Origin of the sequence: Azomonas macrocytogenes (assembly GCF_014191985.1) — a bacterium.
Lineage (GTDB): Bacteria > Pseudomonadota > Gammaproteobacteria > Pseudomonadales > Pseudomonadaceae > Azomonas > Azomonas macrocytogenes.
The window spans coordinates 23,126-45,704 of record NZ_JACHXI010000018.1 but is presented as its reverse complement, the minus strand read 5'-3'; the positions used below and the strand labels follow the sequence as shown (position 1 = coordinate 45,704).

Genomic DNA, 22,579 nt, shown 5'->3' with positions numbered 1-22,579 from the left:
ATGGCGCAAAAGGCGATGAAGACGAGCGTTTTCCTATGGGAGGGGCTCGACAGGAAGGGCGCCAGAATCAAGGGGGAGATGAGTGGAATCAGCCCGGCCCTGATCAAGGCCCAACTGCGCAAGCAGGGTATCAATCCGCAGAAGGTGCGCAAGAGGGGTATTTCGCTGTTGAGTTCGGGCAAGAAGATCAAGCCGATGGATATCGCCTTGTTCACCCGGCAGATGGCGACCATGATGAAGGCCGGGGTGCCGTTGCTGCAGGCCTTCGATATCATTTCCGGCGGTTTCGAAAACCCGAACATGCGCAAGCTGGTGGACGACATCAAGCTGGAGGTCGCTGCGGGCAACAGCTTCGCCAATTCCTTGCGCAAGAAGCCGACTTTTTTCGATGATCTTTACTGCAACCTGGTCGACTCTGGCGAGCAGTCTGGTGCGCTGGAGTCTTTGCTGGACCGGGTGGCGACCTACAAGGAAAAAACCGAGGCGCTGAAGGCCAAGATCAAGAAGGCGATGACCTATCCGATTGCGGTAGTTGTAGTGGCTGTCATCGTGTCCGCTATTTTGCTGATCAAGGTTGTGCCGCAGTTCGAAACCGTTTTCGCCAGTTTCGGTGCCGAGCTTCCTGCTTTCACCATGATGGTCATCGCTATGTCGCGCTGGTTGCAGGAGTGGTGGTATGTGGCGTTGTTTGGTTTTTTTGCGGCTGCTTTCACCATCAAGGAAATATACCGGCGTTCGGCAAAGTTCCGTGACGGCTGGGACCGGTTGCTGCTCAAGCTGCCTCTCGTTGGCAGCATCGTCTATAAGTCGGTCATCGCCCGTTATGCCAGAACCCTGGCGACGACTTTCGCGGCCGGCGTGCCGCTGGTCGAGGCGTTGGAGTCCGTATCCGGGGCGACGGGCAACGTGGTATTCAAGAATGCCGTGGACAAGATCCGCAACGATGTGTCATCGGGCGTGCAACTGAACGTCTCGATGCGAAACGTCAGCGTATTTCCAGCGATGGCCGTGCAGATGACCGCCATTGGCGAGGAATCCGGAGCCCTGGACGAGATGTTGGATAAGGTGGCCAGTTTCTACGAGGCCGAGGTCGACAATATGGTGGATAACCTCACCACGTTGATGGAGCCAATGATCATGGCGGTTCTTGGCGTGTTGGTGGGTGGTTTGATCATCGCCATGTATCTGCCGATTTTCCAACTGGGAGCCGTGGTTTAAGTCAATGGATCTTGTCGAATTTCTGGCCAGCAATACGCTGGCCTTCGTTTTGTCTGCGCTGGTGCTGGGGCTTCTGGTCGGCAGTTTCCTGAATGTTGTGATCTATCGCCTGCCGATCATGCTGCTGCGCGACTGGCGTGCGCAGGCGCGGGAGTTTCTGGAGCTGCCAGCGGAGCCGGAATCCGAGCCTTTCGATCTGGCGCGACCGGCTTCGCGCTGTCCGCATTGCGGGCACCGGATTCGCCCGTGGGAAAATATTCCACTGTTCAGCTGGCTGGCCTTGCGTGGTCGGTGTTCTGCGTGCCAGGCCGTAATCAGCAAGCGTTATCCGCTGATCGAGTTGGTTGCGGGGCTGCTTTCGGCCTATGTGGCCTGGCATTTCGGGTTCGGCTGGCAGGCCGCTGCGCTGCTGGTGCTGACGTGGGGCTTGCTGGCCATGAGCATGATCGATATCGATCATCAGCTAATTCCCGATTCCCTGGTGCTGCCGCTGTTGTGGCTGGGTCTTATCGTCAATTGCTTCGGTCTTTTCGCTTCGCTGGAGGATGCTGTCTGGGGCGCGGTTGGCGGATATCTTTCCCTGTGGTCGGTGTATTGGCTGTTCAAGCTGGCAACGGGCAAGGAGGGCATGGGCCATGGCGATTTCAAGCTGCTGGCGCTGCTGGGCGCCTGGGGTAGCTGGCAGATTCTGCCTTTGACGATTCTGTTCTCAGCCCTGGTTGGCGCGATTCTCGGTACCATAATGCTGCGCTTGCGCGGTGCTGATAGCAGTACGCCAATTCCATTCGGGCCTTTTCTTGCTGTTGCCGGCTGGGTAGCGTTGCTGTGGGGCGATTTCCTTACTGCAAGCTATCTGGCGTTTGCCGGGTTTTGATCTCGGCTTCGTTAGGCGTGCCTGGCCTGGCTTCCTTCGGTCAAACCGATTTGCTTTTCAGTGCTTCGGGCACTATTTCTTCGTACTCCAGCTTGTGTAGGGGATGGTATTGAAACCTTGGGTTCTCGGTCTGACAGGTGGCATCGGTAGCGGTAAGAGTGCGGCGGCGGAAAACTTTTCCGAGCTGGGCGTGCATCTGGTCGATGCCGATCAGGTCGCTCGCTGGGTCGTCGAGCCGGGGCAACCGGCGCTCGAACGGATTGTCGAGCATTTCGGCAGAGAGGTGTTGCTGGCTTCCGGTGCGCTGGACCGTGGCGCGCTACGGGCGCGGATCTTCCAGGATGCCGAGCAGCGCAAGTGGCTGGAGGGTTTGCTGCATCCTCTGATCAGGGAGGAGATTGGCCATAGCCTCGCGCTTGCTCAATCGCCTTACGCTATCTTGGTATCGCCGCTGTTGATCGAGTCGGGGCAATATCAGCGCATGCAGCGGGTGTTGGTGGTCGATACGCCCGAGTCGCTGCAAATACAGCGTGCCATGGCGCGCGATTCCGCCGATGAAGAGCAGGTCCGCGCTATTCTCAAGATCCAGATGCAACGCGATGAGCGCTTGCGGCATGCCGACGATGTGCTGGTAAACGATCGCGATCGATCCTGGTTGCGCCAGGAGGTCGAGCGCCTGCACGGTTTCTATCTGACTCTGAAAGGAGGTCGAACATGACGAGTACCATTATACGTTGCCCAACCTGCGGCTCTCCGGTGGAATGGGGGCCGCAAAGTACGCACCGGCCTTTTTGCTCTCATCGTTGCAAGTTGATCGACCTTGGCGCCTGGGCGGCCGAAGAGCATGCGATCCCCGGTGATTTGCTGGCAGATGAGCTGTTTTCCGAAGATCTGCCGCCGCGCAAGCACTGAAGCCAGGCTATTGCTCGATTGCGTTGCCAGAATTGGGTCGTTGTCGCCAATAAGAAAAAATCTTTATTGACCATCAGTGGAAAATCTTTGAATCTGAAAGTGTGTAACAAAAAGATGCTGTAGACATCTTGCGGTATCTTGCCTCGCGTGCCTTATCCAGAAATTACAGAGCAAAAAGGAACTTTATCGAATGAAAAAGATCGTTGCTTTTTCCCTGCTGCTGGCAGGGAGTCATTACGCGAGTGCCTCCGAAGTACATGCTGAAAGCGATGCCAAGGCGGGAGAGGGGTTTGGCGGCCTGTCCGGCATGATGGTGGGCGCAGCTGCGGGTGGTCCCGTTGGCGCGTTGGCTGGTGCCATGGCCGGTATGTTCACCGGTGAAAACGTCCAGGACGTAACCGGGATCTCCGCCACCGATAATAAAGATGTATTAGCCAGCAAGTTGTCGGAGAAGAAGGCTCTCGACGAGCGCTTTGCTAACCTGGAGCGTGGAAGCAGAAACGCTCTCAACTGATGTAGCTCTGCTCGGCAATTACCCGTTCCTCTTGGTGATTGCCGAGCTGTTCCTGCCGATAATCATTCACTTCCTTAAGGCCAGTTCATCGCGGGCTGGCTATGCCATGGGCCGGCGGCAATGGGTTGTGAGCGGGTATGCAGTATGAAAATACGCAGGCTCTAAGATGGTCGGCCATTCCTATCAGAATGGGAAGGTTGTTGTAAATAAGGAAAAATCCTTATTGACCATTAGTAAAAAATCTTTGAATCTGTATGTAACAAAAGATGCTGTAGACATCTTTTTTCCTTGCCTTGCGTGACTGTATTCAAAGAACTCCAGAGCAAAAAAGGAACTTCGTTAAAATGAAGAAAATTGTTGCTTTTTCCCTGCTTCTGGCAGGAAGTCAATATTCAGCAGCCTCTGAGGTGCATGCCGAAAGTGATGCCAAGGCAGGAGAGGGGTTCGGTGGCCTGTCCGGCATGATGGTGGGTGCTGCTGCCGGTGGCCCCATCGGTGCAGTAGCCGGTGCCGTGGCTGGCATGTTCACTGGTGGAAGCGTTCAGGACGTAGCCGGTATTTCCGCCAACGACAATAAAGAAATGCTGGCTAAAAAGATGTCAGAGAAAAAATCCGCCGACGAGCGCGTTGCTAATCTGGAGCGTAGAGGCAGAAACGCTCTTAACTGATTCTGCTTCGTTCGGCTCGACAACCACCTGTTCTGCTCGGTGGCTGTCGGGCAGTTTCTTTCAGCAATTATTCCCTTTCTTGCGTCAGCCCGTCCTGGACTGGCCGTCTATATTTCCAACCTTGGTCCGACTCGATATTCAGGGGGCGGGATTGGGTTGTTTCCGATGAATGGCTTCGATGGCTTCGAGCAGGTCGCTCGATAGGTCGAGATCGATGCTGGCCAGATTGCTTTCCAACTGCTTGAGCGTCGTGGCGCCGATGATATTGCTGGTCACGAATGGTTGTCCGGTAACGAAGGCCAGGGCCATCTGCGCTGGGTCCAGGCTGTGCTGGCGAGCCAGTTCGACGTATTGCGAACAGGCGGCAATGGCTTGCGGGTTGGTATAGCGCGTGAAGCGGCTGAACAAGGTAATGCGGGCGTCTGCCGGATGGGCTCCGTTTTCGTATTTGCCCGATAGCATGCCGAACGCCATCGGTGAGTAGGCCAGCAGGCCACAATCTTCGCGTAGCGCAATTTCCGCCAGGCCGACCTCGAAGCTGCGGTTGAGCAGGTTGTAGGGATTCTGGATTGAAACGGCTCGTGGCCAGCCACGAGATTCAGCCAACTGAAGATACTTCATGGTTCCCCAGGGCGTTTCGTTGGACAGGCCAATATGGCGGATCTTGCCGGCTTTCACCTGTTCGTCCAATGCAGCCAGGGTTTCTTCGAGCGGCGTGAAATTCTGTTCCTTGTGGCTATAGCCGAGTTGCCCGAAAAAATTGGTGCTGCGTTCGGGCCAATGCAATTGATAGAGGTCGATCCAGTCGGTCTGCAAGCGTTCGAGGCTTGCGTCTACGGCTGCCTGGATATGCTGGCGATTGAATTTCAGTTCACCGTTCCTGATGTAGTCGATGCCATTGCCCGGCCCGGCGATCTTGCTGGCGAGAATCCAGTCGGCACGATTGCCGTGTGTCTTGAAGTAGTTACCGATGATGCGTTCGGTCGAGGCATAGGTTTCGGCCTTTGGCGGAACCGGATACATCTCGGCCGTATCGATGAAGTTGACTCCTGCTGCTTTTGCCATATCGATCTGGGCAAAGGCCTCGGCCTGGGTGTTCTGCTCGCCCCAGGTCATGGTGCCCAGGCAGAGCGCGCTGACATTGAGGTCCGTTCGGCTTAGTCGGCGATATTTCATGCTTCTCCTCATTATCGAATTCGCTGGGTGTCTGCAAGCTTAGCCAAAAAAACCGCTGGAAGGCCAAAGAGCGAAGCTTGGGCGTTAGCTGGACATGCCGGTAATCAAGGCGAGTGCGTTGCCGATTCGGACAAGCATTTTTTGTCTGTAGATTTGGCAGGTTGCTATTTTTCTCGAAATCAGCATAATTTTGCGCCTTCGTCGGGAACGCCTGGCCCGTCGAGTGAAATTCCGGCAGGGGATGCCTAGCCTGTCGCATTTCTGCCGTGGCGGACGCGCTGACCCGAGCCCCCGATAGCGTCTGTTTCCGGCCGCCTGGCCTTGCCAGGGAAAGTACTTATTCGGTAAGATCCGCCGTCTTATTTCAGGGCGGCCCCTGAGGCTATTAGAAAGAATGAAGACTTACACAGCTAAACCGGAAACTGTAAAGCGCGACTGGTATGTGGTCGATGCTGCCGGTCAGACCCTGGGTCGTCTGGCCACCGAAATCGCTACGCGTCTGCGCGGCAAGCACAAGCCCGAATACACTCCGCATGTTGATACTGGCGACTATATCGTCGTGATCAATGCCGAGCAGGTGCGTGTTACCGGTGCCAAGTCCAGCGACAAGATGTACTACTCCCATTCCGGTTTTCCGGGCGGCATCAAGTCGATCAGTTTCGAGAAACTGATCGACCGGGCTCCCGAGCGCGTGATCGAGATCGCAGTCAAAGGCATGTTGCCGAAGAACCCACTGGGTCGAGACATGTATCGCAAGCTGAAGGTGTACAAGGGTTCAGCCCATCCGCACACTGCCCAGCAGCCCCAAGAACTCAAGATTTAACGGGATAGATCATTATGTCGGCGACTCAAAACTACGGCACTGGCCGTCGTAAGACTGCAACTGCTCGGGTGTTCCTGCGCCCGGGTACTGGTAAGATTTCCATCAATGATCGCACGCTGGAAAACTTCTTTGGCCGCGAAACTGCGCGGATGGTCGTGCGTCAGCCCCTGGAGCTGACCGAGACTGTCGAGAAGTTCGACATTTACGTGACTGTTCTGGGTGGTGGCGTGAGCGGACAGGCTGGTGCCATTCGTCACGGTATCACTCGGGCATTGATCGAGTACGACGAGTCTCTGCGTGGTTCGCTGCGCAAAGCTGGTTATGTTACCCGCGATGCACGTGAAGTTGAGCGTAAGAAAGTTGGTCTACGCAAAGCGCGTAAACGTCCGCAGTACTCCAAGCGCTGATTTTTCATCGCTTGTACGAAACGCCCGGCTTCTTCGAAGCACGGGCGTTTTTGTTTTTCGGGCTTTATTGTTTTATTCATGGCCCGTTTTCTATTTGTGCGGTTTTCTTGTCCAAATGAGATTGCTTCTCTAACATCCTTCCGAATTTTTCGAGCGCTTGCTCATTGTTCAGCAAGAAATAAGAAACGGCCTGGATGGAGGCAGTTGGATGAGGGATGACGGCGAAAATGCCGGGCGGCGTCGGTTTCTGGTGGCCGCTACTTCTGTCATGGGGGCGGTAGGAATAGCAGGTGCCGCTGTTCCTTTTATAAAGTCCTGGCTCCCTAGTGCTAAAGCCAGGGCTGCAGGCGCTCCGGTGAAAATCGATATCGGCAAGATCGCGCCTGGCCAGCAGGTTGTGATCGAGTGGCGAGGTCAACCGATTTTCATTTTGCGGCGGAGCGAGCAAATTCTACGAAACCTTGAAAAGTTACCGAGCGTGCTGGCAGATGCTGAATCCCGTGCTTCGGTCCAGCCTGCTTATGTCGATCCCGGAAATCGCTCGATCAGACCGGATATTCTGGTCGTCATCGGTCTGTGCACCCATCTTGGTTGCGCCCCATCTTTCCGTCCTGAGAGTGCTCCTGCCGATCTCGGTTCCGATTGGCTCGGCGGTTATTTCTGTCCTTGCCATGGTTCTCGCTATGATCTGGCCGGGCGAGTCTATAAGAGGCAGCCGGCACCCTTGAATCTGCCGGTACCTCCTTATTCGTATGAATCGGATGACGTGATCGTTATCGGTGCCGATCAGGAGAACGCTTGATGAGCAAGCTTATGGATTGGATCGATGCACGGTTTCCTGCAACCCATCTATGGGAAAACCATCTTGGCAGGTATTACGTTCCCAAGAACTTCAATGTCTTGTATTTCTTCGGTTCGCTGGCCCTACTGATTCTGCTCAACCAGATCGTTACCGGTATCTGGCTGGCTATGAGTTTCGAGCCTTCTGCCGAAGGGGCCTTTGCTTCCGTCGAGTACATCATGCGCGATGTGGAGTTCGGCTGGTTGATTCGCTATCTGCATTCAACCGGCGCATCAGCATTCTTTATCGTTCTATATCTGCATATGTTTCGTGGCTTGCTCTACGGTTCCTATCAGAAACCGCGCGAGCTGGTATGGATCTTCGGAATGCTGATCTATCTCGTGGTGATGGCCGAGGCATTCATGGGTTACCTCTTGCCCTGGGGGCAGATGTCTTACTGGGGCGCCCAGGTCATTATTTCGTTGTTCAGTGCGATTCCTTTTATCGGTGATGATCTCGCCCAGTGGATTCGTGGCGACTATCTGGTTTCGGGAATTACCTTGAACCGTTTTTTCGCCCTGCATGTAATTGCCCTGCCTCTGATTCTTGTAGGGTTGGTCGCCTTGCATGTGGTGGCTTTGCATGAGGTGGGGGCGAATAATCCGCTGGGTGTGGATATTAAAAAGGCCAGGGATGAATCTGGTCGGCCATTAGACGGGATTCCGTTTCACCCTTACTACACGGTGAAGGACATCGTCGGTGTGGTGGTTTTTCTATTCATTTTCTGCACCGTCGTGTTCTTTTTTCCAGAGATGGGAGGCTATTTTCTGGAAAGGTCGAATTTCGAAGTGGCGAATCCGCTGAAGACTCCCGAACACATTACGCCTGCCTGGTATTTCACGCCGTTCTACGCAATTTTGCGTGCAGTGCCGGATAAGTTGCTGGGGGTCATGGCCATGGGGGCTTCGATTGCCGTGCTGTTTATTCTGCCCTGGTTGGACCGCAGCCCGGTCAAGTCCATGCATTACAAGGGGTGGGGCAGCAGGGTTGCCTTGCTGGTGTTCTGCCTTTCCTTTATCTCGCTTGGGGTGCTTGGCGTGTTGTCTCCTACGCCCGAGCGGATTCTGCTATCGCGAATCTGTACGGTGGCCTATTTCGCTTTTTTCATTCTGATGCCGTTCTATACCCGGATGGAGCGCACGCGGGCAGTGCCCCAGAGAGTAGGCAGCCGATGAAACGGTTTTTCATCATGCTGATCGTCGTGCTTCTGCCTGCCCTGTCTCTGGCTGATGGCACTCTGTCGCTCGACAGGGTTGCGCTGGATCTGCAGGACAAGGCGGCGATGCAGGATGGCTTGCGTACCTTTGTCAATTACTGCATGGGTTGTCACGGTGCCCGTTATCAACGTTACGAACGAGTGGCTGCTGATCTTGGTATTCCCGAGGCGATCTTGCTGAAGAGTGTGGTATTCACTGGCGCGAGGGTTGGCGATCACATGGAGTCCAGCATGCAGTCTGCGGATGCCAAGGCCTGGTTCGGGTCCGGAGCGCCGGATCTGACCCTGGTCGCGAGGGTGCGCGGGAGCGATTGGCTCTATACCTATCTGCGGGGTTTCTACGAGGATTCCACCCGCCCGTATGGTGTGAACAATACGGTTTTTCCGAATGTGGGAATGCCGCATGTGCTTGCTCCTCTGCAGGGACGCCAGGTACTTACCTGTGCGCCTGCCGGGAATGACGGGGCTTGCGAGCGCCTGGCTGTCATACCGGGTACCGGCAGGCTGAGTCAGAGCGACTATGATGAAATGGTCAGGAACTTGGTGACGTTCCTAGCTTATTCCGCCGATCCGTCCAGGTTGGAGAGCCGGCGTATCGGCACTTACGTACTGCTGTTTCTTTTGGTGTTTTTCGTTTTTGCCTATTTGCTCAAAAGAGAATATTGGCGGGATATCCGCTGATATGGTCTGGTTTTTAGCGTGTTTTTGGTTCAGGGCGCAGGTCTTGGTAGACTGGCGACAATTGCCTGTCCTGCAACTGGATATCGGATGCTGCAGGAATCGGTCATGGCGCGACAAGTGCCAGGCCTGAAAGGCTGGTTTTCCGATATCGAGCGACAGATTCGCTAAGAGGCCGTTGTGATGACTTCAAGCCGACCCTACCTTGTTCGTGCCTTGTACGAGTGGATTGTCGACAATGAATGTACGCCACATCTCCTGGTAGATGCCGAGCACCCAAAGGTGCAGGTACCCTCCGGATATGTGAATGATGGGCAGATTGTGCTGAACGTTTCTCCGAACGCTATTCGTCAACTGCAGATGAATAATGATGCGGTGAGTTTCGAAGGGCGCTTTGGTGGCGTCGCACATGAGCTCTATATTCCCGTCAATGCTGTCATGGCCATCTATGCTCGGGAAAACGGGCAAGGCATGGTGTTCGAAACCGAGCCTGAGCCGGAAGGTGATGGGCCTGACGATAGTGCTCCTTCGGATGTTGCCGGTTCCCGGCCCACTGGTCGTCCGAGCTTGAAGGTGGTGAAGTAGGGGGCAGCCTTGACGAAGTGCATCTTGCTTGGTGCGCTTTTTTGCAGTGTCCTGAATCGTCAGCGGTGCTGTTGATTATGCCAAGTGCACTGGAGGCTGAACGGGCTGCTGCTTGTCTTGCCCTCAGCCTCCTACGCCTTTCCAGTGAAGGCTTGGTGATCGCTTAGTCGATATATTCGAACAACTTGACGACACGCTGAACGCCAGACACGCCTTGAGCGGTGCTGGCTGCGAGGTTGCCCTGCTGCTGGGTAACCAGGCCCATCAGATAGACGATGCCGTTTTCAGTGATTACCTTGATGGTCGTGCCGTCACCGAGCATCTGGGTCTTGATCTTAGTGGTCAGCCAGGCATCGTTGCTTCTGGCCAGCCCGGAAGAGGGTGCCAGAATCTGCAGTTCGTTGTGGACGAGCTTCACGCCCTGAATATTACTGGCCGCCTGGCCGGCTTTTTCCTTCAATTCCTGCCGTGGAGTCTGGCCAGCGATCAGAAGGACGCCGTTGTAGCTGGCAACGACGATATGGGAAGTCTCCAGATTGGGATCGGCCTTGGCAATGTTTACCGACGCTTTGGTTTCGATCAGGGAGTCATCGATTTTCCTGCCAAAGGTGCGCGTGCTTCGGTCGTCGTCGATAGGTTCGCTGCGCGTGGCATTGAGCATCGAGCCGCAGCCTGTAAGCACCAAGCAAACACCGAGCAGGGATGTTCGCAGCTTGTTCATTCTTCGCTCCCGAACAGTTGGTTGTCGATCAGGTCGCATAGACAATGGATGACCAGAAGATGCACTTCCTGGATCCGGGCAGTGACTTTTGCAGGCACGCGTATTTCCACATCTTCGGGGAGCAGTAGCGATGCCATGCCACCGCCATCGCGACCACTGAGCGCCACGATGGTCATTTCTCGATCGTGGGCAGCCTGAATTGCCTGGATCACGTTGGCGGAGTTGCCGCTGGTGGAAATGGCCATAAGGACATCGCCAGGCTGGCCCAGGGCGCGAATCTGCTTGGAAAAGACTTCGTTGTAGCTGTAGTCGTTGGCGATCGACGTAAGTGTCGATGTGTCGGTCGTGAGGGCTATGGCCGGCAGGCTTGGTCGCTCGCGCTCGAACCGGTTGAGCAACTCCGAGGAAAAATGCTGGGCATCGCCGGCAGAGCCGCCATTGCCGCAGGTCAGGATCTTGCCTTCGGTGAGCAAGGCATCAACCATGACCTGTCCTGCAAGCTCGATGGACGGAGCCAATACGTCCATGGCTTGTTGCTTGGTTTCGATGCTGGCTTGGAACAGTTGAAGGATTCGGGATTGCATGTCCATCGATGATCTACTCTTGGTGTGTCGCCAGGTGCCTGTTCGTCATGATCGGCCGGGGCTTGCCGGACGATGATCCACTTTGCGCAATCGATCCTCAGCCGTCGAAGGCGTTGCGAATCCAGCTCGGCTCCGGGCGAGGGCTGCTGGAGTCGAGAGCAACGACATCGAATCGGCAAGGATGTTCGGCCCAGCGGCGTTCTTTCTGTAGAAACAACTGAGCTGCGCGGATCAGTTTTTGCTGTTTGCGCGCATTCACGCTTTCCAGTGCGCCACCCCAGGCCTGGTGGCTTCTGTAGCGAACCTCGACAAATACTACTGTATCGCCGTCGAGCATGACCAGATCGAGTTCGCCCAGGCGACAGGACCAGTTTTGTGCCAGTAGCCGCAAACCGTGCCGACTGAGATGGGCGAGTGCGAACGCTTCAGCTGCGCGTCCGCGGCTCCGGGTGTCGTCGGTCATTGACTATTGCCGGTTGTCGCCAGCGGCACGACTGTGCCATTACGGAACTCTGCCCAAGACAAGGTGCGGACGATCCGTTGTTGCGGGCCTAGACTAAGCCTGCCGGAAAGTCCGTCGAGCTGGGTAGAAGGCAATACTGCAAGTTGATTCAGGAGCGGTGCGAGCAGATAGGCGTCGGCGCCCATGGCGTACAGGCGTCCGAGACTGCCGCCGGCCTGTGGCCACTGCCTTTCCGCCTGTTGCCGCAAAGGTTGTTGGGTGTTCAACAGCCAGGGAGTTTCGGTAAAGCGGATACCTTCGAGATCCTGGAATTGACTGGGATTATTGTTGGCAGCGTATACATGCGAGGTGGCATAGACCGGTATGTCGCCGGCGTTCTGATAGGCCAGGGTTGGGTTGACCTGTTGGGCTTGTTGCGGTGTTGCGGTCAGAAAGAGAAAGTCGGCACCCTGCCTGCGTGCGGGTTGCGAAGCTATGGCTTGGCCTGTCGTACCCTCTGCTTGTTGGTCGCGAGCCGCACTTGCATGCAGTTTGAGCAGGTTGGCTATCTGCTGGGCCAGTGCAACTGGTTGGGCCAGTGGTTCGGCGGCTACGACTGTACCGCCGGCATCCTGCCAACTCTGGCGGAAGGCGGCCAGGACCCGATTACCCCAATCTCCCGCCGGAACCAGGGCAATCGCATTGCGGTGGCCATCGACCCAGGCCTGGCGAGCGACTTCGCGGGCTTCGTCTTCGGCGGCCAGGCCGAACTGAAACAATTGGGGAGGTAGTCGCTGTCCAATATCGCCGTAGTTCAACGCCAGGGTAGTGATGGGTAGTTGTTGGCGATTGCCCAACTGGCGGACCAGATCTTTCTCGAGTGGCCCGATGACCAGTTGCATGCCGTCAGCCTGGGCTTGTTGATAGAACGCATCCAGCGATGTAATACGGCTGCTGTCATACAGTTTTATATAAGGGAGCGCCTGGCCAGTCTGCTGTGCCTGCAGATGGGCAGTCAGGAAGCCATTGCGAATGGCCTGGGCAACATTGGCCAATTGCCCTTGTGTGGGAAGCAGCAAGGCAACGCGATCGACTGGCCGCTCGGTCAATGCCAGCAGTTTCACCAGTGGCTCGGGTAATTGCCTGGCCGCCGGATGCTTTGGATTCTGCTTTTGCCAGTTGCCGATGGCTGTTTGTTGCAGGCTCAGGGTCCCTGCTTGCCTGATACCGGCAGCCAGGCTGAGCCAGCCATCGAGATCCGTTTCGCCGGTCGGTTGCAGGTTCTCGATTGGCAGGATCGATACTTGCGACCAGATAGCTTCGTGGTTTTCTTTGGCCTGGGTCGGTTGCGCGTTCAGAAGCGGTGCGAGGAAAACTCGCTCCCGGATCGCTGTCATGGCTTGCTTGTTGGCTTCGAATGTCCGGGCTCGGATCAGGTGGCTGCGAATTTGCTGCGCGGGAGGCATTTCGGCGAGCCACTGGAAGCTGGGGTGCTGAATAGCCGCCAGTGCCTGATCGGGTCGGTTATCGGCCATTGCCAGTTCTGCAAGGAGGGTGCTGGCAAAGATCTGCTGGGCAGGCTTCAGGGCGTCCAGCGGTACCTGTTCCATGATTCGCCTGGCTTGTGCCTGATCGCCTTGGCGGAAGCTCTGATCCGCAGCGGAAAGGCGTAATAGTCGAGCTTCTTCGGGGTCGCTGGCGTCCGCTTGCTGCAAGAGCTGTTGTGTCGTGGCTTGGGGAGTGCGGGGCAGTTCTCCGAGAGGGGATGAGGGAGTGCTGCTGCAAGCTGAGAGAAATATGGCAAGACAAATGGGGAAAAGCTGGCGCAGGCGGGCGGCCGTCATTGGACTGTTCCTGATAATCGCGTGAACGCGGATTGTAACCAAGCGATGAACGGGCTGCGACGTTGCTAACGTGAAACGAGATACAATGCCGCCTTTTTATAACCGAGGTATAAGCACTGTGACTTCTTCGGATTGCACGGACACAGAGGCTGGCACGCTATATGTGGTGGCTACGCCGATAGGCAACCTCGAAGATATCAGTGCGCGGGCTCTACGCATTCTGCGGGATGTAGCACTGATCGCCGCCGAAGACACCCGCCATTCGATCAGGTTGCTGCAGCATTTCGGCATAACTACGCCACTGACGGCCTGCCATGACCATAACGAACGAGACGAAAGTGCCCGATTCCTGGCGCGCTTGCAGGCTGGCGATGATGTGGCATTGATTTCCGATGCAGGAACTCCGTTGATTTCCGATCCGGGCTTCAATCTGGTCCGGCATGTTCGGACGGCAGGTATAACGGTAGTCCCGGTGCCTGGAGCTTGTGCCTTGGTTGCTGCCCTGTCGGCGGCCGGACTGCCTTGCGACCGGTTTGTTTTCGAAGGCTTCCTGCCAGCCAAGGCTGTCGCTCGCCAGACACGTCTGGAGCAGCTCAAGGAGGAAGTGCGAACGCTGATTTTCTACGAAGCGCCGCATCGCCTGCTCGATTGTCTGAGCGACCTTGAAAAGCTGTGGGGACATGAACGTCCCGCACTTCTGGCGCGGGAATTGACGAAAACCTTTGAGACCTTGAAAGGGGCACCGCTCGGCGAATTGCGGGCCTGGGTCGCGGCTGATCGCAACCAGCAGCGTGGCGAATGCGTCCTATTGGTATCTGGGTGGCAGGCGCCAGAAGATGAAGATGCGCTCGATGCCCGCACGCTCAAGGTGCTGGATTTATTGCTGTCTGAGTTGCCCGTCAAGCGTGCCGTGGCATTGGCAGCGGAAATCACCGGGGTCAGGAAGAACCTGCTGTATCACGTGGCTTTGGAGAAAAAAGCAGCGGCAAGCGACAGGCCACAGGCTGCAGGCAAAAGCGAAGAGGGCGCTTGAGTAGGCGGGAGGCTGTTCCACTACAAGCACTACAGTTTGCAGTTTGCAGTTTACCGCCCTATCCTTGCGCCCGGAGAGTCGGTTGGGCAGTCGCTGTCCTTTTTCGCATTGCGCAAAGGGAGGGAGGAAAGTCCGGGCTCCATAGGGCAAAGTGCCAGGTAACGCCTGGGAGGCGTGAGCCTACGGAAAGTGCCACAGAAAATAACCGCCTAAGCGCTTCGGCGCCGGTAAGGGTGAAAAGGTGCGGTAAGAGCGCACCGCACGGCTGGCAACAGTTCGTGGCTAGGTAAACCCCACTTGGAGCAAGACCAAATAGGGATCCATCGGCGTGGCCCGCGCTGGATCCGGGTAGGTTGCTAGAGGCGGTCAGCGATGGCCGTCGTAGAGGAATGGCTGTCCTCGACAGAACCCGGCTTACAGACCGACTCTCTTCTTTTTCCTCATATCTGTTTTTAGTTCGAATCCTTCTTTAAATGCTGCCATGTCTGCCCTTGGTGGGCAGGGTGTTCCTTTTCTCGCAAACGCAGGATTCAAGGGCATTTGCGGTCTGTTCCGCCCTGCGTCATTAAACCTCTCTCTTTTGAGAACCCGTCTCGATTCGTTGCCTTGACGGTGGGGGAAGGCATTTCTATAGTGTGTGGAAGTGGTAGAAAGTGGGAATAAGTGGATTTCATCGGCATGGATAGCCAAGGGGAATCGCGAACGTGTTTCGTGGCGCCAATTCGATCAATCTCGATACCAAAGGGCGGCTTGCGATGCCCAGCCGGTATCGCGATGAGTTGGTTTCGCGTTGTGCCGGTCAGTTGATCGTTACGATCGACGCGATTGATCGTTGCCTTTGTATATACCCCTTGCCTGAATGGGAGCTGATTGAAGCCAAGCTGCGCGAATTGCCTTCATTGCGCGAGGAAGCGCGGCGACTGCAAAGATTGCTGATTGGTAATGCCGTAGACCTGGAGTTGGATGCCAATGGTCGTGTGTTGATACCGCCGCGTTTGCGTGATTACGCAAGCCTGGACAAGCGCGTCGTTCTTGTAGGGCAGCTGAATAAGTTCCAACTGTGGAATGAAAACGACTGGAACGCGATTTCCGCTGCGGATCTTGCGGCCATCAAACAACCTGGCGGCCTGCCGGATGAGATGCGTGATCTAATCCTGTGAATCAGAACAGCAATCTGCAACATGTCACTGTGTTGCTCGACGAGGCGATTAGCGCACTCGCCGTTCAACCGAATGGCCGTTATGTCGACGGTACATTCGGTCGTGGAGGACATAGCCGTTTACTGCTGAGTCGACTGGGCTCGGAAGGGCGTCTGCTCGGGTTCGATAAGGATCCGCAAGCCATTCAGGTCGGAAAATCCCTGGCGTGCGACGACAGCCGGTTTTCGATCGTGCAGCGAAGCTTTTCCGAACTGGGCAGCGAGCTTGAAGAAAATGGTTGGGCTGGCCAGGTTTGCGGCGTGCTCCTGGATCTTGGCGTTTCGTCGCCACAATTGGACGAAGCCGGGCGGGGATTCAGCTTCCTTAACGATGGTCCGCTGGATATGCGCATGAATCCGGAGCAGGGCGTGAGCGCTGCCCAGTGGTTGGCTCTGGCGCCCGAGCAGGATATCGCCCGAGTCTTCAAGGAATACGGTGAAGAGCGTTTCGCCAAGCGAATGGCGCGGGCTGTGGTCGCACGCAGGGCCGAGCGGCCTTTCGAGCGGACCTGCGATCTGGCCGAGGTGTTGAGCGTGGCCAATCCCGCTTGGGAAAAGGGCAGGCACCCGGCAACCCGTGCCTTCCAGGGATTACGCATTCATATCAATAACGAGCTGGTCGATCTGGAGAATGGCCTCGAAGCGGCGTTCGATGCACTTGGCGTCGGCGGGCGCTTGGTGACGATCAGCTTTCATTCCTTGGAAGATCGCATCGTCAAGCATTTCATGCGTCGACTCGCCAAAGGCGAAGCCGATCATCTGCCGCGCGACCTGCCGGTGAGGTCGAGTATTTTCGAGCCACGTCTGCGAGTGATCGGCAAGCCTCAGTACGCTTCACCGGCAGAGGTGGCGAGCAACTTCAGGTCGCGAAGTGCCATCATGCGCGTTGCGGAGAAACTCCGATGAATCATGTAATCCGCCGCTTGCCTGGTGGCAGCCTGCTCATGCTAGTGTTGTTCGTCGCCATTCTCCTGTCATCGTTGGCAGTTGCCTATAGCGCACATTGGAGTCGGCAATTGCTCAACGAGCTGTTCACCGAGCTCAATACGCGTGATCGGGCCCAGGCCGAATGGGGGCGCTTGATCCTTGAGCAGAGTACTTGGACAGCCCACGGCCGGGTCGAGACTCTAGCTGCGGAAAAACTGGGGATGCGAGTACCCGATGCCGCAGAAGTCAATATGGTGAAGCCATGATGAAGTTGGAAGGGGCACTTCATCCTTGGCGTTTTCGCTTGATGCTCGGGTTGTTGATGCTGCTGATCGCGGTCATTGCCTGGCGTATCGTCGATCTGCAAGTGCTTAATCAGGGTTTTCTCAAGGTACAAGGTGACGCGCGCAGTGTCAGGCACATCCCCATTCCTGCGCACCGGGGCTTGGTTACCGACCGCAATGGTGAGCCGCTGGCTGTGAGCACGCCGGTGACTACGGTCTGGGCCAATCCTTCGGAGCTGGTTGCGGTTCCCAATCGCTGGGTGGATCTGGCGGCTGCGATTGGTCAGGATGCCAAGGTTCTGGCGCAGCGTATCAATGAGGTGAAAACTCGCGAATTCATGTATCTGGTTCGTGGGCTCACGCCTGAGCAGGGGCAACGAGTGCTCGATCTGAAGATTCCGGGAGTGTATGCCCAGGAAGAGTTTCGGCGCTTCTACCCTGCTGGTGAGGTGGCTGCCCATCTGGTGGGCTTTACCGATATCGACGATCGGGGTCGTGAAGGCATGGAACTGGCCTATGACGAATGGCTTGCTGGTGTGCCGGGGCGGCGCCAGGTGCTCAAGGACCGTCGAGGCCGGGTGATTCAGGATGTGCAAGTGCTCAGAAATGCCAAGCCCGGTAAGGCGCTGGCTCTGTCCATCGATCTGCGACTGCAGTATCTGGCTCATCGCGAGCTGCGCAACGCGATGCTCGAGAACAAGGCCAAGGCCGCGACGCTGGTGATGATCGACGTCAAGACGGGCGAGATCCTGGCTATGGCCAATCAGCCTACCTACAACCCCAACAACCGGCGCAACCTGCATCCGGCGGCCATGCGCAACCGGGCCATGATCGATGTGTTCGAGCCCGGCTCGACGGTCAAGCCTTTCTCGATTACCGCAGCTCTGGGTACCGGGCGTTATACGCCGTCTTCGGTCGTCGACACCAGCCCAGGCTGGATTCATATCGGCCGCTATACCATTCGTGACGTTTCCCGTGGCGGTTTGTTGGATCTGACCGGAATCCTGAAAAAGTCCAGCAACGTGGGCGTCAGTAAGATTGCACTGAATATCGGGGTCGAGCCGATCTACAGCATCATGCAAAAAGTTGGTCTGGGGCAGGATACCGGACTCGGTTTTCCTGGCGAGCGCATTGGCGGCCTGCCTATCCATCGCAAATGGCGCGACCCTGAAATCGCCTCGTTCGCCTATGGCTACGGCCTTTCCGTCACGGCGGTTCAACTGGCCCATGCCTATGCTGTGCTGGGCAATGGTGGCAAGAATGTTCCCTTGTCGCTGCAACGACTGGAAAAGCCACGTGAAGGTGAGCAGGTGATCGATCCCAAGATTGCCGACACCGTGCTGCACATGCTGCGTGCAGTGGTTGAGGAAGACGGTGGTGGTGGTGCCCGCGCAAGGATTCCTGGCTACCACGTAGCAGGCAAGAGTGGCACCGCGAAGAAGATTTCCGGGACCGGCGGTTATACCCAGAGTGCGTATCGCGCCTTCTTTGCCGGTGTGGCCCCGGTCACTAATCCACGACTCGCCATGGTGGTCATGATCGATGAGCCTGCTACCGGCCATTACTACGGTGGCCTGGTGGCTGCTCCCGTATTCGGCAAGGTGATGGCTCGGGCGCTGCGCTTGATGAACGTGGCGCCGGACGATCTACCGAGCGCCCCGGTACGCACAGCCGAAGCCAAACCGGGTTCGGGAGGGCGTGGCTGATGGCGATGCTCTTGAATCATCTGTTGCCGCAGACGGAAGGCTCGATACTGATTCGGGCTCTAACGCTGGATAGCCGAAAGGTTCGGCCGGGCGATCTGTTTCTCGCCGTTCCGGGAGCAGTCCACGATGGCCGCCAGCATATTGCCGATGCCATTGCCCGTGGTGCCGTTGCTGTCGCTTATGAGGCGGATGGCAGTGCGCAGCAGCTGGATATTCCGGGTGCTCTGCTGGTGCCAGTCAAAGGGCTTGCTCGCCAATTATCGGCACTGGCTGGACGTTTCTATGGCGAACCCTGCCGAAGTCTGCGCCTGATCGGCGTTACCGGTACCAATGGCAAAACCAGTGTCAGCCACCTGATCGCTCAGGGGCTCGATCTTCTGGGGGAGCGTTGCGGCATCATCGGTACCTTGGGCACTGGTTTCCATGGCGAGCTGGAGCAGGGTATCTATACCACGCCGGATGCCATCGGCGTCCAGGAAAGCCTGGCCCGTATGAAGCAGGCCGGTGCGCGTGCCGTAGCGATGGAGGTGTCTTCCCATGGGTTGGAGCAGGGACGGGTAGCTGCACTGGATTTCGATGTGGCGGTTTTCACCAATCTGTCGCGCGATCATCTGGATTATCACGGCACCATGCAGGCTTATGGCGAAGCCAAGGCCCGCCTGTTCGAAGCGCTCGACCTGGGGTGCCGAGTCGTCAATCTGGACGATGCTTTCGGCCGTGAGTTGGCCAGGCGCAAGCATGCTTCGCGATTGATTACCTACAGTCTGGAGGATGCCTCCGCTACGCTTTTCTGCCCGAATCCATTGTTGAACGACGATGGCATCCAGGCGCAGCTGATCACTCCTCAGGGTAAGGCTTCCCTGCGCAGTTCTCTGCTAGGCCGTTTTAACCTCAGCAACATCCTGGCGGCCTTGGGTGCATTGCTGAGCATGGATTATCCATTGGACGAAGTGCTTGCGGTTCTGCCGCAGTTGCAAGGGCCAATAGGACGCATGCAGCGCCTGGGCGGCGGCAATGTCCCGCTGGTCGTCGTCGATTACGCCCATACACCGGATGCCCTGGAAAAAGTATTGACGGCTCTGCGTCCGCATACTCAGGGACGTTTGCGCTGCCTATTCGGCTGTGGTGGCGATCGTGATCGTGGCAAGCGCCCGTTGATGGCCGGGACAGTCGAACGTCTGGCCGATACGGTCCTGGTCACCGATGACAATCCGCGCAATGAAGATCCGGAGCGCATCCGGGGCGATATCCGCGCCGGTTTCGAGCAACCGGATCGTGTCGAGTTCGTAGCCGGCCGTGCCAAAGCGATTGCCGGGTTGATTGCCGATAGTCATCCCACTGATGTGGTGGTACTGGCGGGCAAGGGGCATGAAAACTATCAGGAGATACAAGGTATGCGTTCGCCTTTTTCCGATATCGATGAGGCACGCAAGGCTTTGAGCGCCTGGGAGGTTGGCCATGCTTGAGGCCATGTCTCTTTCGCGTTTGCAAGATGCGCTTTCGGCTCGCCTGATCGGCGACGATGCAGCTTTTTCGGCAGTTAGCACCGATAGTCGGGCCATTGAGCCGGGACAGTTATTCGTAGCCCTGGTTGGACCTCGTTTCGATGGCCACGATTATCTGGCCGAGGTTGCGAGCAAGGGTGCCGTTGCTGCGCTGGTTTCACGAGAGATGGAAAATCCGCCCTTGCCTCTGTTGCTGGTGTCCGATACCCGCCTGGCACTGGGTAAGCTGGGAGCGTTGAACCGTGCTGCCTTTCATGGCTCGGTGGCCGCCGTTACCGGCTCCAGTGGCAAAACCACGGCCAAGGAGATGATCGCCAGTATCCTGCGCGTTGCGCAGGGTGATATCGCTGGCGTACTGGCCACTCGTGGCAACCTCAACAATGATCTCGGCGTTCCGCTCACGTTGCTGGCGCTGGGGGCGGAGCATCGTTCCGCGGTCATCGAGCTTGGCGCTTCCGGCGTTGGTGAAATTGCCTATACGGTTTCATTGGTGCGTCCCCAGATCAGCCTGATTACCAATGCCGGTACAGCCCACGTAGGGGAATTCGGCGGGCCGGAAAAGATCGTCGAAGCCAAGGGTGAAATTCTCGATGGGCTCGCCGAGGACGGTACGGCGGTACTCAATCTGGATGATCGAGCTTTCGCCATCTGGCGTCAGCGCGCAGGCAAGCGTCGAGTGCTCGGTTTTGCCCTGGAAAATCAACAAGCCGATTTCCATGCCACCTCGATAACTCGTGACGAGCGGGGTTGCCCCGGTTTCACCCTGTGCAGCCCTGCCGGCTCTGCTGCGGTGCAGCTGAACCTGCTTGGGCGTCACAACATCGCCAATGCCTTGGCTGCGGCAGCTGTCGCTCATGCGTTGGGGGTTGGCCTGGGGACGATCGTTTCCGGCTTGCAGAGTATGCAGCCGGTCAAGGGGCGCACGGTCGCGAGCATCGGGTTCAATAACGTTCGTCTAATCGATGACAGCTATAACGCCAATCCAGTTGCAATGTGCGCTGCCGTCGATATTCTGGCCGGCTTTTGTGCTGGGCGGACCCTGCTCGTCCTAGGCGATATGGGCGAGTTGGGCCAGTGGGCCGAGGAGGGACATCGCGAGGTAGGTAGCTACGCTTCTGGCAAGGTCAATGCACTTTGGGCAATCGGCCCATTGATGAGTCATGCAGTCGCTGCATTTGGAAACGGAGGCAGGCATTTCGGTGATCAGGCCTCCTTGATCGAGGCTTTGCGCCAGGAGTGCAAGGCCAACACCACTATTCTGATAAAGGGTTCTCGTAGTGCCGCGATGGATAAGGTCGTCGCCGCGTTGAGCGAAGCAACCATGGAGAAACATTGATGCTGTTGTTGCTCGCGGAGTACCTGCAACATGTGTATTCGGGCTTTTCGGTTTTCCAGTATTTGAGCCTGCGCGGCATTCTTGGAGTCCTGACGGCGCTGGTGCTGGCCCTTTGGCTGGGGCCGTGGATGATTCGTACATTGCAGATTCGCCAGATCGGTCAGTCTGTCCGGCATGATGGCCCCCAGTCGCACCTGTCGAAAAAAGGCACTCCGACCATGGGCGGTGCCTTGATCCTGTCTGCCATCGCCATCAGCACGTTGCTCTGGGCCGATCTTTCCAATCGCTATGTCTGGGTGGTTCTAGCGGTCACTCTGTTGTTCGGTGCCATTGGCTGGGTCGATGACTATCGCAAGGTGATCGAGAAGAACTCGCGTGGCCTGCCGAGTCGCTGGAAATATTTCTGGCAGTCGGTATTTGGCCTGGGAGCCGCTCTTTTCCTTTATATATCGGCGCAAACGCCGAGCGAGACCACCCTGATCCTGCCGCTCCTGAAGAATATCGAAATTCCGCTGGGTATCGGTTTCGTGGTGCTGACCTACTTCGTCATCGTCGGTTCGAGCAACGCGGTGAATCTCACCGATGGTCTGGATGGATTGGCGATCATGCCGACGGTCATGGTTGGTGGTGCCCTGGGAATTTTCTGCTACCTGTCGGGTAACGTTAAATTCGCTCAATACCTGTTCATTCCCTATGTACCGGGTTCTGGTGAATTGGTGGTTTTCTGTGGCGCCTTGATTGGTTCGGGCTTGGGGTTTCTCTGGTTCAACACCTATCCAGCCCAGGTCTTCATGGGCGATGTGGGGGCTCTTGCGCTCGGCGCTGCGCTCGGGACCATTGCGGTCATCGTTCGCCAGGAAGTGGTGTTGTTCATCATGGGTGGGGTGTTCGTGATGGAAACCCTATCGGTAATGATTCAGGTCGCTTCTTTCAAACTGACCGGCAAGCGGGTCTTTCGCATGGCTCCGATCCATCATCATTTCGAACTGAAAGGCTGGCCTGAACCACGGGTGATCGTCCGTTTCTGGATAATTACCGTGATTCTGGTGCTGATCGGTCTAGCCACCTTGAAACTGAGGTAGACGAG

Annotated in this window: 25 protein-coding genes and 1 other RNA gene; 21 read left to right on the top strand and 5 right to left on the bottom strand. The window is 56.7% G+C overall.

Features of this window, described 5'->3' with window-relative positions:
* The 6 genes from FHR87_RS14950 to FHR87_RS14925 all read left to right on the top strand — a co-directional run bounded on the left by FHR87_RS14950 (position 1) and on the right by FHR87_RS14925 (position 4,186).
* Positions 1-1,218, top strand: coding sequence for a type II secretion system F family protein (locus FHR87_RS14950; RefSeq protein WP_183167512.1), 1,218 nt, complete (start codon positions 1-3; stop codon positions 1,216-1,218).
* Between the two features lie 4 nt (positions 1,219-1,222).
* Positions 1,223-2,092: a prepilin peptidase gene (locus FHR87_RS14945; RefSeq protein WP_183167511.1), complete on the top strand. Its 870-nt coding sequence runs from the start codon at positions 1,223-1,225 to the stop codon at positions 2,090-2,092.
* 103 nt (positions 2,093-2,195) lie between these two features.
* The gene (gene coaE, locus FHR87_RS14940; protein WP_183167510.1) at positions 2,196-2,810 is read left to right on the top strand and encodes a dephospho-CoA kinase; all 615 of its coding nucleotides are present in this window, start codon (positions 2,196-2,198) and stop codon (positions 2,808-2,810) included.
* Positions 2,807-3,004: a DNA gyrase inhibitor YacG gene (gene yacG / locus FHR87_RS14935; RefSeq protein ID WP_183167509.1), complete on the top strand. Its 198-nt coding sequence runs from the start codon at positions 2,807-2,809 to the stop codon at positions 3,002-3,004. The genes coaE and yacG overlap by 4 nt, the downstream gene beginning before the upstream one ends.
* A 190-nt stretch (positions 3,005-3,194) precedes the next feature.
* The gene (locus FHR87_RS14930; protein WP_183167561.1) at positions 3,195-3,518 is read left to right on the top strand and encodes a hypothetical protein; all 324 of its coding nucleotides are present in this window, start codon (positions 3,195-3,197) and stop codon (positions 3,516-3,518) included.
* 344 nt (positions 3,519-3,862) lie between these two features.
* Positions 3,863-4,186 (top strand): hypothetical protein, encoded by a 324-nt coding sequence (locus tag FHR87_RS14925; RefSeq protein WP_183167560.1) that lies wholly within the window; start codon positions 3,863-3,865, stop codon positions 4,184-4,186.
* Positions 4,187-4,324: 138 nt separating this feature from the next.
* On the opposite strand, the gene FHR87_RS14920 is transcribed toward FHR87_RS14925, so the two are convergent.
* Positions 4,325-5,362: an NADP(H)-dependent aldo-keto reductase gene (locus FHR87_RS14920; RefSeq protein WP_183167508.1), complete on the bottom strand. Its 1,038-nt coding sequence runs from the start codon at positions 5,360-5,362 to the stop codon at positions 4,325-4,327.
* A 394-nt stretch (positions 5,363-5,756) separates the two neighbouring features.
* Between FHR87_RS14920 and rplM the strand changes: the two genes are divergently transcribed.
* The 6 genes from rplM (at position 5,757) to FHR87_RS14890 (ending at position 9,912) form a co-directional block, all read left to right on the top strand.
* Complete coding sequence (gene rplM / locus FHR87_RS14915; RefSeq protein WP_183167507.1) at positions 5,757-6,185, top strand: 50S ribosomal protein L13; 429 nt, start codon at positions 5,757-5,759, stop codon at positions 6,183-6,185.
* 14 nt (positions 6,186-6,199) lie between these two features.
* Positions 6,200-6,592: a 30S ribosomal protein S9 gene (gene rpsI, locus FHR87_RS14910; protein WP_183167506.1), complete on the top strand. Its 393-nt coding sequence runs from the start codon at positions 6,200-6,202 to the stop codon at positions 6,590-6,592.
* A 208-nt stretch (positions 6,593-6,800) separates the two neighbouring features.
* Positions 6,801-7,394 (top strand): ubiquinol-cytochrome c reductase iron-sulfur subunit, encoded by a 594-nt coding sequence (gene petA / locus FHR87_RS14905; protein ID WP_183167555.1) that lies wholly within the window; start codon positions 6,801-6,803, stop codon positions 7,392-7,394.
* On the top strand, positions 7,394-8,608 hold the full coding sequence (locus FHR87_RS14900) for a cytochrome b (protein WP_183167505.1): 1,215 nt from the start codon (positions 7,394-7,396) through the stop codon (positions 8,606-8,608). Before petA ends, FHR87_RS14900 begins: the two co-directional genes overlap by 1 nt.
* The gene (locus FHR87_RS14895; RefSeq protein ID WP_183167504.1) at positions 8,605-9,330 is read left to right on the top strand and encodes a cytochrome c1; all 726 of its coding nucleotides are present in this window, start codon (positions 8,605-8,607) and stop codon (positions 9,328-9,330) included. The genes FHR87_RS14900 and FHR87_RS14895 overlap by 4 nt, the downstream gene beginning before the upstream one ends.
* Before the next feature lie 180 nt (positions 9,331-9,510).
* On the top strand, positions 9,511-9,912 hold the full coding sequence (locus FHR87_RS14890; protein WP_183167503.1) for a ClpXP protease specificity-enhancing factor: 402 nt from the start codon (positions 9,511-9,513) through the stop codon (positions 9,910-9,912).
* Positions 9,913-10,075: 163 nt separating this feature from the next.
* On the opposite strand, the gene FHR87_RS14885 is transcribed toward FHR87_RS14890, so the two are convergent.
* The 4 genes from FHR87_RS14885 to FHR87_RS14870 form a co-directional block, all read right to left on the bottom strand.
* The gene (locus tag FHR87_RS14885; protein WP_183167502.1) at positions 10,076-10,633 is read right to left on the bottom strand and encodes a BON domain-containing protein; all 558 of its coding nucleotides are present in this window, start codon (positions 10,631-10,633) and stop codon (positions 10,076-10,078) included.
* On the bottom strand, positions 10,630-11,223 hold the full coding sequence (locus FHR87_RS14880; protein ID WP_183167501.1) for a phosphoheptose isomerase: 594 nt from the start codon (positions 11,221-11,223) through the stop codon (positions 10,630-10,632). Before FHR87_RS14880 ends, FHR87_RS14885 begins: the two co-directional genes overlap by 4 nt.
* Before the next feature lie 91 nt (positions 11,224-11,314).
* On the bottom strand, positions 11,315-11,680 hold the full coding sequence (locus FHR87_RS14875) for a YraN family protein (protein ID WP_183167500.1): 366 nt from the start codon (positions 11,678-11,680) through the stop codon (positions 11,315-11,317).
* Positions 11,677-13,503, bottom strand: coding sequence for a penicillin-binding protein activator (locus FHR87_RS14870; RefSeq protein WP_183167499.1), 1,827 nt, complete (start codon positions 13,501-13,503; stop codon positions 11,677-11,679). The genes FHR87_RS14875 and FHR87_RS14870 overlap by 4 nt, the downstream gene beginning before the upstream one ends.
* A gap of 85 nt (positions 13,504-13,588) precedes the next feature.
* Here FHR87_RS14870 and rsmI point away from each other — a divergent pair, with 85 nt between their 5' ends.
* The 9 genes from rsmI (at position 13,589) to mraY (ending at position 22,574) form a co-directional block, all read left to right on the top strand.
* A complete protein-coding gene (gene rsmI / locus FHR87_RS14865; RefSeq protein WP_183167498.1) occupies positions 13,589-14,536 on the top strand; it encodes a 16S rRNA (cytidine(1402)-2'-O)-methyltransferase in 948 nt (315 codons plus the stop codon).
* A 74-nt stretch (positions 14,537-14,610) separates the two neighbouring features.
* An RNA gene (gene rnpB / locus FHR87_RS14860) (RNase P RNA component class A) lies at positions 14,611-14,969 on the top strand.
* Between the two features lie 271 nt (positions 14,970-15,240).
* Positions 15,241-15,696: a division/cell wall cluster transcriptional repressor MraZ gene (gene mraZ / locus FHR87_RS14855; RefSeq protein WP_183167497.1), complete on the top strand. Its 456-nt coding sequence runs from the start codon at positions 15,241-15,243 to the stop codon at positions 15,694-15,696.
* Entirely contained in the window at positions 15,693-16,640 is a 948-nt protein-coding gene (gene rsmH / locus FHR87_RS14850) for a 16S rRNA (cytosine(1402)-N(4))-methyltransferase RsmH (protein WP_183167496.1), read from the top strand. Before mraZ ends, rsmH begins: the two co-directional genes overlap by 4 nt.
* On the top strand, positions 16,637-16,927 hold the full coding sequence (gene ftsL, locus FHR87_RS14845) for a cell division protein FtsL (RefSeq protein ID WP_183167495.1): 291 nt from the start codon (positions 16,637-16,639) through the stop codon (positions 16,925-16,927). Before rsmH ends, ftsL begins: the two co-directional genes overlap by 4 nt.
* Positions 16,927-18,651 carry a peptidoglycan D,D-transpeptidase FtsI family protein gene (locus FHR87_RS14840; protein WP_183167554.1) on the top strand — a complete coding sequence of 575 codons (1,725 nt, stop codon included), beginning with the start codon at positions 16,927-16,929 and terminating at the stop codon, positions 18,649-18,651. The genes ftsL and FHR87_RS14840 overlap by 1 nt, the downstream gene beginning before the upstream one ends.
* Positions 18,651-20,117 (top strand): UDP-N-acetylmuramoyl-L-alanyl-D-glutamate--2,6-diaminopimelate ligase, encoded by a 1,467-nt coding sequence (locus FHR87_RS14835; RefSeq protein WP_183167494.1) that lies wholly within the window; start codon positions 18,651-18,653, stop codon positions 20,115-20,117. Before FHR87_RS14840 ends, FHR87_RS14835 begins: the two co-directional genes overlap by 1 nt.
* Positions 20,110-21,492, top strand: coding sequence for a UDP-N-acetylmuramoyl-tripeptide--D-alanyl-D-alanine ligase (locus tag FHR87_RS14830; protein WP_183167493.1), 1,383 nt, complete (start codon positions 20,110-20,112; stop codon positions 21,490-21,492). The genes FHR87_RS14835 and FHR87_RS14830 overlap by 8 nt, the downstream gene beginning before the upstream one ends.
* Positions 21,492-22,574: a phospho-N-acetylmuramoyl-pentapeptide-transferase gene (mraY, locus tag FHR87_RS14825; RefSeq protein ID WP_183167492.1), complete on the top strand. Its 1,083-nt coding sequence runs from the start codon at positions 21,492-21,494 to the stop codon at positions 22,572-22,574. Before FHR87_RS14830 ends, mraY begins: the two co-directional genes overlap by 1 nt.
* Positions 22,575-22,579: the final 5 nt, after the last annotated feature.

Coding starts and splice junctions, on each gene's coding strand:
- FHR87_RS14875 (WP_183167500.1), bottom strand. CDS start 11,680: ATGACCGACGACACCCGGAGCCGCGGACGCGCAGCTGAAGCGTTCGCA.
- mraY (WP_183167492.1), top strand. CDS start 21,492: ATGCTGTTGTTGCTCGCGGAGTACCTGCAACATGTGTATTCGGGCTTT.
- FHR87_RS14830 (WP_183167493.1), top strand. CDS start 20,110: ATGCTTGAGGCCATGTCTCTTTCGCGTTTGCAAGATGCGCTTTCGGCT.
- rsmI (WP_183167498.1), top strand. CDS start 13,589: ATGCCGCCTTTTTATAACCGAGGTATAAGCACTGTGACTTCTTCGGAT.
- yacG (WP_183167509.1), top strand. CDS start 2,807: ATGACGAGTACCATTATACGTTGCCCAACCTGCGGCTCTCCGGTGGAA.
- FHR87_RS14900 (WP_183167505.1), top strand. CDS start 7,394: ATGAGCAAGCTTATGGATTGGATCGATGCACGGTTTCCTGCAACCCAT.
- FHR87_RS14895 (WP_183167504.1), top strand. CDS start 8,605: ATGAAACGGTTTTTCATCATGCTGATCGTCGTGCTTCTGCCTGCCCTG.
- FHR87_RS14930 (WP_183167561.1), top strand. CDS start 3,195: ATGAAAAAGATCGTTGCTTTTTCCCTGCTGCTGGCAGGGAGTCATTAC.
- rpsI (WP_183167506.1), top strand. CDS start 6,200: ATGTCGGCGACTCAAAACTACGGCACTGGCCGTCGTAAGACTGCAACT.
- FHR87_RS14870 (WP_183167499.1), bottom strand. CDS start 13,503: ATGACGGCCGCCCGCCTGCGCCAGCTTTTCCCCATTTGTCTTGCCATA.
- petA (WP_183167555.1), top strand. CDS start 6,801: ATGAGGGATGACGGCGAAAATGCCGGGCGGCGTCGGTTTCTGGTGGCC.
- ftsL (WP_183167495.1), top strand. CDS start 16,637: ATGAATCATGTAATCCGCCGCTTGCCTGGTGGCAGCCTGCTCATGCTA.
- rplM (WP_183167507.1), top strand. CDS start 5,757: ATGAAGACTTACACAGCTAAACCGGAAACTGTAAAGCGCGACTGGTAT.
- FHR87_RS14950 (WP_183167512.1), top strand. CDS start 1: ATGGCGCAAAAGGCGATGAAGACGAGCGTTTTCCTATGGGAGGGGCTC.
- FHR87_RS14880 (WP_183167501.1), bottom strand. CDS start 11,223: ATGGACATGCAATCCCGAATCCTTCAACTGTTCCAAGCCAGCATCGAA.
- FHR87_RS14920 (WP_183167508.1), bottom strand. CDS start 5,362: ATGAAATATCGCCGACTAAGCCGAACGGACCTCAATGTCAGCGCGCTC.
- coaE (WP_183167510.1), top strand. CDS start 2,196: ATGGTATTGAAACCTTGGGTTCTCGGTCTGACAGGTGGCATCGGTAGC.
- FHR87_RS14925 (WP_183167560.1), top strand. CDS start 3,863: ATGAAGAAAATTGTTGCTTTTTCCCTGCTTCTGGCAGGAAGTCAATAT.
- FHR87_RS14835 (WP_183167494.1), top strand. CDS start 18,651: ATGGCGATGCTCTTGAATCATCTGTTGCCGCAGACGGAAGGCTCGATA.
- FHR87_RS14840 (WP_183167554.1), top strand. CDS start 16,927: ATGAAGTTGGAAGGGGCACTTCATCCTTGGCGTTTTCGCTTGATGCTC.
- FHR87_RS14890 (WP_183167503.1), top strand. CDS start 9,511: ATGACTTCAAGCCGACCCTACCTTGTTCGTGCCTTGTACGAGTGGATT.
- FHR87_RS14945 (WP_183167511.1), top strand. CDS start 1,223: ATGGATCTTGTCGAATTTCTGGCCAGCAATACGCTGGCCTTCGTTTTG.
- FHR87_RS14885 (WP_183167502.1), bottom strand. CDS start 10,633: ATGAACAAGCTGCGAACATCCCTGCTCGGTGTTTGCTTGGTGCTTACA.